Annotated in this window: 12 protein-coding genes and 2 riboswitches; of the genes, 3 read left to right on the forward strand and 9 right to left on the reverse strand. The window is 42.9% G+C overall.

Annotated features, from left to right (window positions below):
* Positions 1-86 precede the first annotated feature (86 nt).
* The 6 genes from QVP40_RS10440 to QVP40_RS10465 form a co-directional block, all read right to left on the reverse strand.
* A complete protein-coding gene (locus tag QVP40_RS10440) occupies positions 87-1097 on the reverse strand; it encodes an ABC transporter permease subunit (RefSeq protein WP_022068374.1) in 1011 nt (336 codons plus the stop codon).
* Positions 1094-2158 carry an ABC transporter permease gene (locus QVP40_RS10445; RefSeq protein ID WP_022010593.1) on the reverse strand — a complete coding sequence of 355 codons (1065 nt, stop codon included), beginning with the start codon at positions 2156-2158 and terminating at the stop codon, positions 1094-1096. The genes QVP40_RS10440 and QVP40_RS10445 overlap by 4 nt, the downstream gene beginning before the upstream one ends.
* Entirely contained in the window at positions 2151-3677 is a 1527-nt protein-coding gene (locus tag QVP40_RS10450) for a sugar ABC transporter ATP-binding protein (protein WP_022068375.1), read from the reverse strand. The genes QVP40_RS10445 and QVP40_RS10450 overlap by 8 nt, the downstream gene beginning before the upstream one ends.
* A gap of 212 nt (positions 3678-3889) precedes the next feature.
* Positions 3890-4942 (reverse strand): ABC transporter substrate-binding protein, encoded by a 1053-nt coding sequence (locus QVP40_RS10455; protein ID WP_022008326.1) that lies wholly within the window; start codon positions 4940-4942, stop codon positions 3890-3892.
* A 169-nt stretch (positions 4943-5111) separates the two neighbouring features.
* Positions 5112-6524 (reverse strand): sensor histidine kinase, encoded by a 1413-nt coding sequence (locus tag QVP40_RS10460; RefSeq protein ID WP_022008325.1) that lies wholly within the window; start codon positions 6522-6524, stop codon positions 5112-5114.
* A complete protein-coding gene (locus tag QVP40_RS10465) occupies positions 6521-8152 on the reverse strand; it encodes a response regulator transcription factor (RefSeq protein ID WP_022008324.1) in 1632 nt (543 codons plus the stop codon). Before QVP40_RS10465 ends, QVP40_RS10460 begins: the two co-directional genes overlap by 4 nt.
* 455 nt (positions 8153-8607) lie before the next feature.
* Between QVP40_RS10465 and QVP40_RS10470 the strand changes: the two genes are divergently transcribed.
* On the forward strand, positions 8608-9090 hold the full coding sequence (locus QVP40_RS10470; RefSeq protein WP_022008323.1) for a DUF1700 domain-containing protein: 483 nt from the start codon (positions 8608-8610) through the stop codon (positions 9088-9090).
* 12 nt (positions 9091-9102) lie between these two features.
* On the opposite strand, the gene QVP40_RS10475 is transcribed toward QVP40_RS10470, so the two are convergent.
* Genes QVP40_RS10475 through QVP40_RS10485 form a run of 3 tightly spaced genes read right to left on the reverse strand, consistent with a single transcriptional unit; the run spans position 9103 to position 11953 of the window.
* Positions 9103-9873 carry an ABC transporter ATP-binding protein gene (locus tag QVP40_RS10475; RefSeq protein WP_022008322.1) on the reverse strand — a complete coding sequence of 257 codons (771 nt, stop codon included), beginning with the start codon at positions 9871-9873 and terminating at the stop codon, positions 9103-9105.
* A 16-nt stretch (positions 9874-9889) separates the two neighbouring features.
* Positions 9890-10948, reverse strand: coding sequence for a FecCD family ABC transporter permease (locus QVP40_RS10480; RefSeq protein WP_022008321.1), 1059 nt, complete (start codon positions 10946-10948; stop codon positions 9890-9892).
* Positions 10949-10957: 9 nt separating this feature from the next.
* Positions 10958-11953 (reverse strand): ABC transporter substrate-binding protein, encoded by a 996-nt coding sequence (locus tag QVP40_RS10485; RefSeq protein ID WP_022008320.1) that lies wholly within the window; start codon positions 11951-11953, stop codon positions 10958-10960.
* Between the two features lie 334 nt (positions 11954-12287).
* Positions 12288-12496, reverse strand: a riboswitch (cobalamin riboswitch).
* Between the two features lie 374 nt (positions 12497-12870).
* Here QVP40_RS10485 and QVP40_RS10490 point away from each other — a divergent pair.
* Both QVP40_RS10490 and QVP40_RS10495 read left to right on the forward strand, forming a co-directional pair.
* Positions 12871-13650, forward strand: a complete 780-nt coding sequence (locus tag QVP40_RS10490) for a hypothetical protein (RefSeq protein ID WP_022008415.1) — start codon at positions 12871-12873, stop codon at positions 13648-13650.
* A 137-nt stretch (positions 13651-13787) separates the two neighbouring features.
* Positions 13788-14546: a phage holin family protein gene (locus QVP40_RS10495; RefSeq protein WP_022008381.1), complete on the forward strand. Its 759-nt coding sequence runs from the start codon at positions 13788-13790 to the stop codon at positions 14544-14546.
* Between the two features lie 178 nt (positions 14547-14724).
* A riboswitch (ZMP/ZTP riboswitch) is annotated at positions 14725-14805 on the forward strand.
* Positions 14806-14844: the final 39 nt, after the last annotated feature.

Genomic DNA, 14844 nt, shown 5'->3' on the forward strand with positions numbered 1-14844 from the left:
CATTTCCTCCTCGATATCAGGGCTGCTTAAAAGCAGCCCATTTCTTTTTCTCGCGCCGGTTATTACGGTCCGATCATCTTTCTTTTTTATTTTTTCTTTTTTGCAGAAGCCAGTACAGACTGGATCACAATAAAGAAGCACAGAAGCGCGGAAAGCACGATTCTTACCCACCAGCTGGAAAGTGTTCCCTGCGCTGTAATAAGACTTGAGATAGTTCCCTTGATCAGAACACCGAACATGGTTCCGATCGGAGTTCCCACACCTCCGGAAAGCAGTGTTCCGCCGATAACTGCCGAAGAGATCGCATCCATTTCCAGTCCTTTTGCCTGCTCAACAAAACCTGCACAGCTGTTCAGGCAGAATAAGAAACCGCCCAGACCTGCCAGAAATCCGTCAAGAACATAAGCCTTAAACATTGTTTTTTTCACATCAAGTCCCATCATCAGAGCGCTCTGCTTGTTTCCGCCGATAGCGTAAAGCTTACGTCCGAATTTACGGTATTTCAAAAGGATTGCACAGAGAACCACTACGATCAGCGCAATAATAACGGTAGGCGGTATGTATGCCGGAATAAATTTACCTTTTTTGTTGGTGGAACCAAAAGGCATATAAAAACGGTAGTTTGCCCAGCTGAGAAATACCTTGTTTTTAATAGCGATCATATCTGTGCTGATGATAGCAGTAAGGCCTCGTCCGAAGAACATTCCTGCCAGTGTTACGATAAAGGGCTGGATACCCATATAGGTTACAAGAAAGCCCTGTACAATACCGAACAGAAGTCCGATGCCAAGAGCAACTGCAACTGCAACATAAGCGCTTGCACCTTTGTTTTCCATAAGGTCTGCCATTACCATACACACAAGGGCCGTTACAGAGCCTACGGAAATATCAATTCCTCCTGTTATCATAACAATGGTAAGTCCGCAGGAAATAACAAGGAGTCCTGCATTGGATACAAACAGGTTCAAAAACGTCTGAATCTTATTAAATCCGCTGTCCCAGAATACTACCATTCCCGCAGCGTACATTGCAAAAAACAGGATGATTGTGATCAGCAAAAGGAAGCCTGTATTTGTCATTTTCTTTTTCTGTTTCATGCCTTCTGACCTCCTTCTGCTGCTGCGCCGGATACTTTTCTGCTTTTCAGTCCGGCGATAAATTTCTTAAATACTTCACTCTGAAGAGTTACGATGATAATAACTACAATAGCCTTGTATACCGGAAGCTGATCCGCCTTTACATTCATTGCGTAAAGAGTTGTTGTAAGAGCCTGAATGGTATAGGCGCCGATCACAGAACCTACCAGGCTGAATTTACCGCCGCCCAGGAAGTTTCCGCCGAGAGCAACCGCAAGGATCGCATCCATCTCAAGATTCAGACCAATGTTATTTGCATCTGCAGAATAAATACGACTGGATGCAACGATTCCTGCAATACCTGCCAGAACGCCGCAGATCACATAGGTCAGAAATTTAATCATCGTGGAATTCAAACCGACCAGACGGGCTGCCTTGCCGTTAATACCAACGCTTTCAATATAAAGCCCAAGAGCTGTTTTTTTCAGGATCAGAGCAACAACAATGACTGTTATTACAGCAAAGAAAACCGGTGTGGGGATCGGGCATCTGCCAATGTAGCCTCCTGCCATTTTGTAGGAATCCACGCGGACATAAGTAATCTGTCCTGCTGTAACAAGCTGTGCGATACCACGTCCTGCCGTATACAGGATCAGTGTTGCTACCATAGGCTGGATACGCAGCTTGGCTACCAGGAATCCATTAAAGGCGCCGCAGAGAGCTGATGCAAGAAGAGCTGCCACTACTGCAAGGATAATGGAATTCTGATACTCGGTAACAGAGGCCTGTCCGCCGGAAAGGATCTGACAGCAAACCGCTGCCGCCACTGCCATTACTGCGCCTACACTGATATCCTGTCCGCCGGAAGCGGCTGTAACAAGAGTCATGCCCACTGCAAGGATAACCAGCTCGGAAGCACGGTTGATAACATCAATAATGTATCCGTAAAGGACGCCGTTCTGAATAGATACATGGAAGAAGTCCGGTGTTTTTATTACATTGATCAGAAGCACGGCGATCAGGCATACGATGGGGAGAAAAAGCCTTGCGCCTGTGATCTGTTTTAATCTGCTTTTATTCATCTTTATCGTCACCTCCTGCAATGGCTTTCATAATGCTGCTCTGAGAAAGCTCATGTTCTTCCAGCTCTCCCACCTTTTCTCCGTCCCGGAGCACTGCCATACGGGAACAGGTACGGAGCATTTCCTCTACCTCTGAGGAAATAAAGGTCACTGCCATTCCCTGATCCGCAAGATCAAGGACAATTTTCTGGATCTCTGTCTTTGTACCAATGTCAATACCTCTTGTGGGCTCGTCCAGAATCAGGTATTCCGGGTTTGTCAGAAGCCATCTGCCAAGGATCACCTTCTGCTGATTGCCGCCGGAAAGGCTCTTGATCGGAGTCTCGCGGTCAGCTGTTTTAATCTGAAGCATGTCAATGTATTTATCTGCCGCCTCTTCCATTTCCTTTCTGCTTAACGGATGGAACATACCTTTTTTTGCCTGAAGGGCAATGATGATATTTTCTCTTACGGAAAGGTCTGCGATAATACCTTCTGCTTTGCGGTCTTCAGGAAGATATGCCATACCAAGCTTCATGGCCTCCAGAGGACTGTTGATCTTTACTTCTTTTCCGTTGACCTTCAGTTTTCCGCAGTCTGCCTTGTCTGCACCGTAAATAGCGCGTACCAGCTCGGAACGGCCGGAGCCCAGAAGACCGGTAAGACCGATTACCTCGCCTTTATTGATCTTAATATTGAATGGTTTAATGGTTCCCTTATGTCCAAGTCCTTCTGCTTCAATTACCGGAACTGAAGCCTCCGGCTTCTTTCCTTCATGAGCGCTCTTAATATCAGCAAGATCATCAAAGTCTTTGCCCATCATCTTGGCTACCAGCATGACTCTCGGCAGATCCTTTGTCTCATATTCGCCTACCAGCTCGCCGTTACGAAGAACTGTGATCCTGTCGCAAACTGCATAAACCTGTTCCAGGAAATGAGTAACAAAGATAATTCCAACTCCCTCATCCCGAAGTCTTCTCATAAGGACAAACAGCTTTTCAACCTCGTCATCATCAAGCGAAGAGGTCGGCTCATCCAGGATCAGTACCTGACATTTCATATCCACTGCACGGGCAATGGCGATCATCTGCTGAATAGCCACTGAACACTCATCCAGCATCTGGGTAGGCGGTACGTGAATGTCAAGACTTTCCAGAAGCTTTTCAGAACGGTTATTCATTTCTTTCCAGTTGATCATTCCCATTTTACGGGGTTCACGCCCAATAAAAAGATTCTCAGCCACAGTCAGGTTCGGGCACAGATTGACCTCCTGATATACGGTACTGATTCCGTTTTCCTGCGCCTCCTGCGGGGAATGATTGATGATATTTTTTTCTTTGTCAGCCATGCGGATGCTTCCGCTTTCAAATTCATGAACGCCTGTCAGAACCTTGATCAACGTAGATTTTCCTGCACCGTTTTCTCCCATTAACGCATGGATCTCGCCTTTACGCAAAGTGAAATCCACATGGGAAAGAGCACGGACACCGGTGAAATTTTTACTGATATCACGCATTTCCAGCACAACATTCTGTTCCATATTCTTTCCACCTGCTTTCCCTAAATTTTTATAATTATCTGTAAAATCATATAAAATATGCCAAAAACAGATTTTCTTCTCTGATTTTGAGCGCAAAAGGAGCGTGGTCCACTGATCCGGGTTCTCCGAATTATGTACCACGCTCCGGATTCACTTCCTGTTTCTCAGACTTTCCTATCTGCTTCCACTTTTGTTGTCAGTCTGCTCTGTAATTAATATGCACGTCCGTCAATGATTTCCTGTGTGATCGGTGTAACTGCATATTCGCCTTCTTCTTCAAGGCTGTTTACTGCTGTTACAGAAGCAACAGTATCGTCAGATGCAAAGATTTCCTCGTCTACATAGTTCAGTTTCTCAACTTCTTCACCAGCTTCAAGAGCTTTGATCAGTTCTTCTGCACGTGGTCCGTGAAGTGGGTTGCACTCTACATCACAGGCAATTTTTCCGTTCAGAGTGTCTGTAAGACCAGCGTTTGTTGTATCAAAGGAGATAACCAGGATTTCACCGTTTGCAATGTCAGTTCCTACTGTTTTGCCGGCAGCCTCAATAGCGTCGATTGCGCCGAATGCTTCGTTGTCGTTCTCACAGTATACAACATTGATATTGTCATATTTCTTCAGCATGGACTCCATAACTTCCTGTCCTTTTGCCTGAGTAAACTCACCGGACTGCTGCTCGAGAAGATCCCAGCCATATTTCTCTACGCCTTCCTCAAGACCCTGTGTACGTCCGATCTGAGCTGTGGAACCGATTGTTCCCTGAATATCTACAATATGAAGATCCTCTGGTTTGATCTCTTTTGCTGTTGCGTATGCGTTCAGCCATTCTGCTGCTTTACGACCCTCCAGAAGAGCGTCTGTTCCGATCCATGTAGTATAAAGGCTGTCATCAGAAACATCAACCATACGGTCAACAATGATAACCGGGATTCCGGCATCCTTTGCTTCCTGAAGAACTGTATCCCATCCGGTTTCAGTTACAGGAGCAAGAAGAATATAATCAACCTCCTGCTGGATGAAGTTACGGATTGCAGTCAGCTGGTTCTCCTGTTTCTGCTGTGCATCGTCAAAGATCAGCTCATATCCGTTTTCCTCAGAGAATGTGGATTTCATGGACTCAGTATTTGCTGTACGCCAGTCAGATTCTGCGCCAACCTGTGAAAATCCAACTGTAATAGTATCCTCTGCCGCATATACGCTTGTTGCGCCTGCAAGTCCTGCTACCATTGCTGCTGTCATAACTGCTGCCATAATTTTTTTCTTCATGTTCCGTTTCCTCCCTTTACTTTTTGGTTCGGTGTTTTTTAAGATGTCTTTATTATAGCGAAAACCACCAAAAACTCCATAGAATATTTTCGGAAAAATGTATGGTCTTTTATCAATTTTTTGTTTTCAATTTAACAAATTGATTTTTTTACGATTAAAGTTGATTTATTTATGATGAGAGGTTAATTTTTTTACCAATACGAATTTCAATTACAGTACCTCTGCCTTCCTCTGAATGAATCTCCATTCCATATCCGGCCCCATAATAAAGTCTCAGCCGCTCTGCCACTGCCGAAAGTCCAAATCCGGCCCGTTCTCCTGTGCGGATCGCATGCTGAATTTCCAGAAGACGCTCTTTTTTCATACCCTGCCCATTATCCGTTACCCTCAGGATCAGATCGTCCCCTCTTTTCTCTCCCTCGATCAGTATTTTTCCCCCGCCTCTTTTGTTTTTTATTCCATGATACAGAGCGTTTTCAGCCAAAGGCTGAAGCGTCAGCTTTGGAACCATAACTTCATTAAATTCTTCCGGAATATGAATCTCAAATTCCAGAATATCCCGGTATCTGGACTGCTGGATCTCCAGATAACTGACTGTATGTCTTTTTTCCTCGGAAAGGGTGATCACATCGTTTCCCTTTGAAAGTGAGGTCCTGAAAAATACAGACAGATTGGAGATCATTTCCACAGCATCGTCATTCTGTCCCCCTTCGATCAGCCAGATAATGGTGTCCAGCGTATTATAGAGAAAGTGAGGGTTCACCTGAGCCTGAAGAAGCTGAAGCTGTGTCAGATGCTGCATTTCTTCTTCCTTTTTTACACTCTGCAGCAGTTGCTCGATCTTCTCTGCCATCCTTCGGATTCCTGCATCCAGCTCCTCAATTTCCATACTGTCAGTATCGACTTCAGAAATCTCAAAATTTCCCCGTCCTACTTCCCTGACATTTCCAAGGATTTCTGTCACAGGTCTTGTAATGCTTCTTGAAAACCGAAAAGAACGGCGCAGCATAATACCTACTGTAACCACAAACAGAACCACAACGCCGCCCACCAGCATATAGACTCTTTGTGTCATAAGAGACTCCATATGAACCAGATACATGGATTCGTTATAAATAAAATTCTGCATTTCCTCTACAATAAGACGGGTCAGAATCCGGATATTGTTGTCCATGGAAGCCATTTTCTGGTCATACTCAGTGATCTCTGTCAATTCCACCATTCTTTTTTCAAGGTTTTTCAGATAACTTTCCAGATGCTTCAGATTTTTACGGCTCTCACTGCTGGATGTATTTTCTTTCAGCTTGTTCAAGATTTTTTCTGCATCCCTGACACTTTTCATCACTTCAGGCAAATAGCTGTTTTCCTCTGTTCCTACAGCAATAGAGTACATGCCAAGATCAACATCATCCTTAAAATGAAGATTAAATTCACTGCTGATAGCAAGATTCTCAAGAAGTCTGTCATACTGTGAAATATACCTGGAAACAATAGCCAGAAGCAGAAGCATTAATACCACCATGGGCACCAGCGTACCGAGAAGGATTCTTTTTATTTTTGTTTCCAGCCGGATCTTCTTCATCCTCTGTCCTCCCTGGTTTTACGGTATTCACTTGGCGTCATTCCCTGTGTCTTCTTAAATAGATAGCTGAAATAATGGGCGTCTTTATATCCAACCTCTGCTGCGATCTCACTGGAACGTTTTCCGGTACACCGGAGCAGCTCCCTTGCATGCTCCATTCTGAGAGCTGTCAGATATTCTATAAATGTCTGTCCCATATTCTGACTGAACAGAGCACTGAAATGATTGGCGCTGATGTTTGCCACCTGAGCGGCAGTATTCAGAGAAAGACTTTCATTCATATAATGAGTATCAATATATTCAATGGCTGATTTCAGGATACTCCGGTTTCTGTTTCCCGAGTTCTCATCCCGAAGCATAATTGCCTTCCGGATAATATCCTGAGCGTATTTTTTGGCAGTTTCCATGGATTGAGCCCTTTCCATCAACTCCTGCTCTGTATCCTGTCCTTCCAGTCTGCCCGGTTCGCAGCCTAATTTCTGCAAAAATCCCAGAACAGAAAACCTTACATTCAATATCACATAATTGCGGAACACCAGAGATTCCATTGCCTCATAGCCGATAGCCTGAAAATAATCTCTTACAAAGTCCTCTGTCTCATCCAGAAGCCCACTTCCCAGAAATCGTTCCAGAGTGGCCGGATTCAGGGCATTGATGTCAATTTTTTTCAGAAAAGGGCTGTTATCCCTTTTGGTATCTTCCTGTTTCAGATCCTTATAATAGAGAACAGAGCCGTCATAAAGATAACGCCTTGCAAAGGTTTTGGAAGCTGTATAATAACTGGATTTGATACTGCTCAGTCTTTCTACCGGCTGTCCCACTGCCAGAAACCAGTCCTGCTCCCTTTCGCCCTTCATAATCCCCTTAAAAAACTCCACACATTTTTCTGTATTTTCAGAAAGCGCGTCTCTCTTTTCCTTTACAAGAACGCCATAGCTGAACGCATTGTTACGGAAGAGCATGGCATTTGCATTGTCCACAAAAAAAGCTTCCATTTTTTCTCTTCTCTGAGCTTCACACTCAGAGTACGCTTCAGAAATATCATAGCTTTCCGTTCCGGTATCCATTGTAAAAAGAATGATATTGTAGACTTCTGCAACAATATCAAGCCCTAGCCGCTCTGCCTGTCTGTAGATTTCTCCCACATCCATTTTTCCGCTGACAAGAGCTTCAAAAAAATCTCTGCTTGCATTTCTTTCGTATTCCTGAATCTCCCTGCGGAACTTTTCATAATAGTCCCGCTGTCCTTTTTCTCTCTCCCAGCGTTCCCGTATTTCTGTCAGACGCTCCAGAAATGCATTTTTTGTAATGGGCTTTAAAAGATAATCTTCTACCCCTATGGCTATCGCCTGCTTTGCATAATTAAAATCGTCATATCCGCTGAGAATCACTATTTTCATCTCAGGAAAATCCTTTCTCACCATACGGCACAGGGTCAGCCCGTCCATAAACGGCATTTTAATATCCGTGATCAGAAGATCCGGCTTCAAATTTTTTATCATTGGAAGAGCCACTTCCCCGTCCGGAGCCTCGCCAACCAGCTCATATCCATACTGCTCCCAGGGAATCATCTTTTTTATGGTCTCCCTGACAACAATTTCATCTTCCACAAGAAAAGTTCGTAACATGTTTCCTGCCTCCTGCCTTTTTGTACTGGTTTCCCTTTTCATAAAAACATGATCAGACCATCTGTTTTTTATTTTATAACCTGGAAAGAATGTATACAAGCTATTTTTACGGAACAGCCCTAAAAAATCATCCTTCTGTTTCCATGAAATTTACCGGACCTTCTGAATTGTTTTATGGAAATTTAATATTTCAAAAACTATTATGATTTCTTTCTGTATGATAAAATATCAGTAATTCTATGCATACACATTTATCAGATATTAAGCAGAAAGCTCTGTGTCAGACAGGCATAAAGGAAGAATCCTTCCATGTTCCCCATAATAAACACAGATTTTCAAAATCCTTATTCAGCTTTAAAAAATATGTTTGCTTATAGAATAAAACTTTCTTCTGATATACAGAGGAAGTCTGCACAAAAATAAAATAACGTTCATAACGATTTCGGGAGATAAACATGACAAAAAAAGAATTTCTTAATATTTTATACGAGCAGCTTTCAGACCAGATGCCGGAGGCAAAAGCCTCTGCGCATACACAATATTACCATGATTATATACAGGATGCCATAAAAAGGGGACAGAAGGAAAAACAGGTTCTGGATTCACTGGGCGATCCCAGACTGATTGCCAAAACCCTGATCGATACCGATGCAGAGCCTTCTGTTTTTTCCGGAACCAATACCTCGGATTATTCAGGACAGGATATTTACCATACCGAAAACACAGGTTATGGAAATCAGTCGGACAGTGAATACGGCCAGCCCAAACACCGGCACTACCATCTGGATCTTTCCACCTGGTACGGAAAGCTGATCGTGATCGCGGCGGCGGCAGCTGTTCTTGCGCTTCTGTTTATGGTACTCAGCTTTCTGCTGCCTGTTATCCTGGTGGTGGGCGTAGTCCTGTTTCTGGTTTCTCAGTTCCGGAAAAGACACTGATAAAAATGTTCTTTATATCCAATCTGGAAGATAATAAATCTGAAGCTTTCCAGTTGCCGGATTCCGGGAAATCTGAGCCCTGATCTGAAAATATTTCCAGAGGTTCTCTGAAGTGAGAACCTCTTCCGGAGTTCCGTCGTCCACGATCTTCCCCTGATACATAAAAAGAATCCTGTCACAGTAAAGAGCTGCCAGATTCAGATCATGAACAGAAGAAAATACTGTTGCCTCCTGTTTTTTCAAAATATCCATAATCTGATACTGATAACTGATATCCAGGTGATTGGTCGGCTCATCCAGAATAATGTACCGACTTTCCTGAATCAGCACTCTGGCCAAAAGCACTCTCTGTTTTTCGCCTCCTGACAGACTGAGATAAGATCTGTTTTCATATCCCTCCAGTCCCACTTCCGCAAGATATTCCGCACATAATTCCCTGTCCCGGGACGTATCTCCCTGAAGAAATTTTTTATGAGAATAACGTCCGAACATTACCATATCCTGAACCTTAAAATCAAATTCCATATTATTTTCCTGAGCCATTACTGCAAGCTCCCGGGCCATTTTTCTGGAAGACAGTTTTAAAATATCATTTCCGTCAATAAATACTGTATTATACTTTGGACGAAGAGTTCGGTAAATATTTTTCAGAAGAGTGGATTTGCCACAGCCATTTGGTCCTACCAGCCCTACGAATTCTTTCGTATGAATTTCAAGAGAAATATCCTTTAAAATTTCTTTTCCCCGGATCTCATAATCCAAAGTTTTTACCTCTAAACTCACTGTCTCATAACCTCCCTCACATCTTTTCTCTGCTCCCTTTCCGGATCAGATACAGGAAAAAAGGCGCTCCAAAAAAAGCCGATATCACTCCCACCGGCAATTCTTCCGGAGCAATCAGCACTCTGGAAAGAAGATCTGCGATCACAGCAAACAGTCCGCCTCCCAGAAGTGCCAGCGGAATCAGTCTTCTATGTGCTGAACCGGCAACTCCCCTCATCATATGAGGCACAACAAGACCGATAAATCCGATTACTCCGCTGACCGATACCACCACTCCTGTAAGTACTGTAGAAGCAGCAATAATAACCCATTTTAACTTCCGGGTATCCACTCCCAGATTTTCTGCCGCATCATCTCCCAAAAGAAGTACATCCAGCTCTTTTGCAAACAGAAAAATCACTGCCACTGCAATAATAAATACCACTGCCACATAATGCAGCCGGGACCAGGTAGCTCCGCTCAGAGACCCTACCATCCAGTAAAGCGCTGTCTTTGTCTTATCTGACGCGCCCCCGCCATACACTATTAAATTTGTTATGGCTGAAAACAGAGCCGAAGTGGCTATTCCTGCCAATACCAGCTGGGTGGATGTGATACGTCCCCGAACAGAAGCGATCTTCATGGACATAATAATCGAAAGCGCTGCTCCGGCTGTCGCTCCCACAATCACAGAATAGCCTCCAAAAATGCTGAACATTCCAAGTACCATAGCGCAGACCGCTCCTGCCGATGCTCCAGAAGAAATTCCAAGCACATAAGGATCAGCCAGGGAATTTTTTGTGAGAGCCTGCATCAGAACTCCGCACAGCGACAGTCCGGCTCCTACAATAAATGCCAGCAGAACTCTCGGGAAACGGATATTCCAGATAATATTTTCTGTTTTTGTCTCCCATGCTGCATCAAAAATTTCACGCCCAAAACTTTTATTAATAATGATCTTCACAATATTTACCGGTGATATTTCTACTGCCCCCATAGTCACAGAAATACAGGTAAAAACAGCGATCATCCCTAATATAAAAAGCAGAAGGACGGCAAAATGCCTCCTCCCGCCTGCTGTTGATCTCTTTTTCATAACATCCTCTTATTTAAACATATCCGGATAAAGCTGCTGTGCAATCTGCTCCACTGTAGCCGCGCTTCCTGCTGACCCCTGCATGTCACTGCAGCTTGCGGAATAAATTCTGCCTTCTTTTACTGCTGTGAGATCTTTTGTATACTCGCTGGTTTCCAGAAATTCTTTTTTGGCAGCAATATCATCCTTACCTGTATAATCCAGAATTACAATAGCTTCCGGATCACGTTCAATCACTTCTTCCCAGGAAGGAGTTGCCCAGCCTTTTTCAATATCATCAAAAATGGAAATACCGCCTGCAAGCTTCAGGATATCTCCCGGCATTCCCTGGCATGCAGTAAAAGGTGCATCCTCACCGGAATCATAAACAAACACTTCTACCGGATCTTTATAAGCATCCTCGCCAATGGTTTCCTTCACTGACTGAATCTTGTCCTTCATAGCCTGTACTTTTTCTGCTGCCACATCCTCTGCCTGAAAAATCTTTCCAAGAGTTTCGTAATCTTTATAAAGATCTTCAAAGGTGGCCTGATCTGAACATACATACGGGAAATACATTGCAATACCATTTTCCTCGCAGAAGTCTTTATTAAAGCTTTTATCTGCAAATACAGAATCCCAGCCAATCAGAAAATCACAACCAGTTTCCAGAAGTTTTTCTTTTGACATATTAGAAAGAGCCTGTCCCGGTTCCAGAAGCTGAGGAACTTTCTCGCTTGCCGGAAATTCTGATTTTGTGCTCCAGCAGTTTCCTTTTGTATAGCCTGCCATCTGATCCTCCAGCCCCAGATCAAAGAAAAGATCCGCCATTTGTTCCCCGGATGCTACTACCGCAGATGGCTTTTCTGTAAATGTATACTCTACATTCTCTCCCAGACCTGAACGCTGTAAATTCAAAGTAATAGTTACTGGTTCATAATCAGTCTCTGCTGATACCGTCCCTGCACTCACTCCCACTGTCATAACCGCAGCCATCATCATACTGAGCATTTTTTTGTTACACATTGTTTTTTCCTCCTGAAAATATAATCCGGCCCATCTTTACTTATCCTCTACAGAACAAAGCGGACAAGTCCGCTTATCACTCCCTAAATCCCTCAATCCTTGAGGGACTTGTTCTGCTTTGCGTGCCAGATGCAGACTGCCGTAGGCAGTCATATTCCGCATGCATCCGGTCGCATCCTCGCGGAGCGTTTTGTGTTTACTAGGAAGATTAGTACAGAATGTACTACTTTCCTGGTAAACAAAAAAACACTGCCGCCTTTCGGCCGACAGTGCATCTGTTTTCCCATATATGGATACAGTATCCCCTTGTTTTTCTGCATGACCATGGCCCGTGGATGCAAAAAAGAACTAAGCAGGTCTTCTGGCTTCGCGCAGCAATATTGTTCTGCTCCTTCCCACATTCCTGTATGAAATGCAGTGAAGCAAAACTGCTTCTATGCGCTCACAGCGGCGGCACCGCACAGTATTCTCACCTGTTTCCCTTTTCACCGATTCTTACAGCTATCTCCGGATATCTGTAAAATCAACACTTAATTCTATTTTTTTATATCATGGTCTTTCAAAAATGTCAAGATATTCACAATTCTACAGACCTATCTGACTGTGCTTTGGTGCTGTTCATATAGCATTCTGACCAGGCTGATGCGAATAGCAGCATATTATTTATTATATCGACAAATCCGGATATTGTTCACAGAATCCAGCGTGTCTCTTCTTTTCTTTATAGGTATCCATTACGCTTTTATTGGCATCTGTTCATTTCATATTTATGCCACCATGTGATATTGCAGCAGGAACATCCACCTGTCACACTGTTATTTTTTAATATTTTCTTAAAATGCAGATTATTCTTTTTTTTCAGAATTTTCTGTGATAAAATCATTATATTACACTTACATCTCAGGAGGAATCTATCTATGAAAGATGAAAACTCTCAGGTACCTGAAACCTTTGACGAGCAGGAACAGTTCCGCCCTGAAAAAAGAGGGCTTCGACTGTTTTTTGCCGGATGGGTCTGTGTTTTTATCAGCTTTGTTTGTATCCTGATAGCCGTTTTGATCAATGATCTTCATTTAAGTAATTCTCCGGATGGAGACCGCATTTTCATTATAGGATTTTTTATTTTCTCTACTATAGGCCTATTCCTTATTGTAAAAAATTTCTTCGATGGTCTGATGTGGGAATCTGCTGTTAAAAAGAACAAGCTCATACGCCGCAAATTAACTGTGCTTCCTTCTATCAGCCATCCATCCCTTCAGTATCTCCTTCTCTCCAACCAGTTTAAAAACGACGGAAATGGCTATTATTACCGAAAAAAATTTTCCTTCTGGCAGCTTTGCTTTGTCCATTACTACTTTCGGCTGATTCCGTCCTGGAATCTGGAAGAAACCATAGATCAGGAAGTTGACAGATTTGACGGTATCTGTCGGAAAGGAAGAAACACTGCCTCCTGTCTGATTCTCGTAATGTATATGGACAATCTCACAGCAGCTACCAAAAAATTACTGAAAGATTCTTCTATAAACATTATTATTGCAGACACTGTTATATCCCCCAAAAATGATTCATCCTTTCTTCCTGTTGCTGTCAACAGCCAGACTGGAAACGGCTATTTCTTTGACCTTCGCAACAAACGCCTTTCCTGGTATTTCCACGGCTGCCGACTTCTGAAAAAACTTACAGAAACAGCAAAATAAAAATTCTTTCAAAGAGCCGTCTGTCACACTGTTATTTTTTTAATAATTCCATAAAAACCTCAGAATTATTCTTTTTTTCCTGAATCTCCTGTGATAAAATCATTATATTACACTTACATCTCAGGAGAAATCTGTATATGAAAGATGAAAATTCTCAGGTACCTGAAACATTTGACGAACAGGAACAGCTCCGTTCTGAAAAAAGAGGTCTTCTGCTGTTTTTTGCCGGTCTGGTCTGTTTCTTTATTGCCTTTGGCTTTATTATTGCCGGAATATTTTTCCAGAAGTATCATGTAAAAAACGGCGATGCAATTGCTATAGGCGGCTTTGTTATCTTTGGTATCGCAGCAGTTATTCTTCTTCTGAAAAATATCGGTTATGCTGTGCTGTGGGAAGCAGACCGTAAGGAGAAAAAACTGAACGGTCAGGAACTTACTTCTCTTCCTGCCATGAGCAGAACGACTTTACAGCAGAGTCTGAGCGAAAATAAATTCCAGTATGAAAACGGTTATTATTACCGCAAAAAATTCTCTTTCTGGAAAGACTCGGTTCGCTATTATATAAAGCTTACAGATTCCACCGACCTGTCTGCAACACTTGACCGTGAAATTGACAGCTTTAACAGTTCTGACTGCAGCAGGCAAAATGCCTGTCTGATCATTATTATGTATCAGAATGGGGTAACAGAAGACACAAAAACAACCCTGAAAGAAATTTCCACCAACAGCGCTATTGCAGAAACTGTTATTGATCCTCATCTGAACGCAACCTTTCTTTCAGTTGCTGTTGACAGCTTTACAGGAACAGGATATTTCTTTGACCTTCACAAAAGCCACATTTCCCTGTACAGTCACGGCTGCAGGCTTCTGAAAAAACTCACCGGAACTTCCAGGTAATTCTCTGACGGTTCCCGATTTACAATCACAGTCGTATCACACTTTACTTGTGCAATGTATATAAAGTTCATCCAGTTTTTTTATATCAGATATACAAATACAACATAATATTTGATATTTTTTTGACAAACTATTGACAAACCATAATTAATGTGTTACCATTTCATCATCAATTTAAAACATCTCTGACAACTGGCGGAGACGTGGATAACCACAGGGGAGTCAGAGATTTGTGAAGCCGACCGTCTGGGCAGTATTTGACACTTTCAGATACTGCCCTTTTTTACTCAGACAGTCT

The organism is Blautia sp. CAG:257 (genome assembly GCF_000433815.1).
Lineage (GTDB): Bacteria > Bacillota > Clostridia > Lachnospirales > Lachnospiraceae > Blautia_A > Blautia_A caecimuris.

Bases quoted from the DNA above. Each gene is read 5' to 3' on its own strand.
- QVP40_RS10460 (WP_022008325.1), bottom strand. From the start codon at position 6,524: ATGAAGAAGATCCGGCTGGAAACAAAAATAAAAAGAATCCTTCTCGGT.
- QVP40_RS10445 (WP_022010593.1), bottom strand. From the start codon at position 2,158: ATGAATAAAAGCAGATTAAAACAGATCACAGGCGCAAGGCTTTTTCTC.
- QVP40_RS10470 (WP_022008323.1), top strand. From the start codon at position 8,608: ATGACAAAAAAAGAATTTCTTAATATTTTATACGAGCAGCTTTCAGAC.
- QVP40_RS10465 (WP_022008324.1), bottom strand. From the start codon at position 8,152: ATGTTACGAACTTTTCTTGTGGAAGATGAAATTGTTGTCAGGGAGACC.
- QVP40_RS10440 (WP_022068374.1), bottom strand. From the start codon at position 1,097: ATGAAACAGAAAAAGAAAATGACAAATACAGGCTTCCTTTTGCTGATC.
- QVP40_RS10450 (WP_022068375.1), bottom strand. From the start codon at position 3,677: ATGGAACAGAATGTTGTGCTGGAAATGCGTGATATCAGTAAAAATTTC.
- QVP40_RS10490 (WP_022008415.1), top strand. From the start codon at position 12,871: ATGAAAGATGAAAACTCTCAGGTACCTGAAACCTTTGACGAGCAGGAA.
- QVP40_RS10495 (WP_022008381.1), top strand. From the start codon at position 13,788: ATGAAAGATGAAAATTCTCAGGTACCTGAAACATTTGACGAACAGGAA.
- QVP40_RS10455 (WP_022008326.1), bottom strand. From the start codon at position 4,942: ATGAAGAAAAAAATTATGGCAGCAGTTATGACAGCAGCAATGGTAGCA.
- QVP40_RS10480 (WP_022008321.1), bottom strand. From the start codon at position 10,948: ATGAAAAAGAGATCAACAGCAGGCGGGAGGAGGCATTTTGCCGTCCTT.
- QVP40_RS10485 (WP_022008320.1), bottom strand. From the start codon at position 11,953: ATGTGTAACAAAAAAATGCTCAGTATGATGATGGCTGCGGTTATGACA.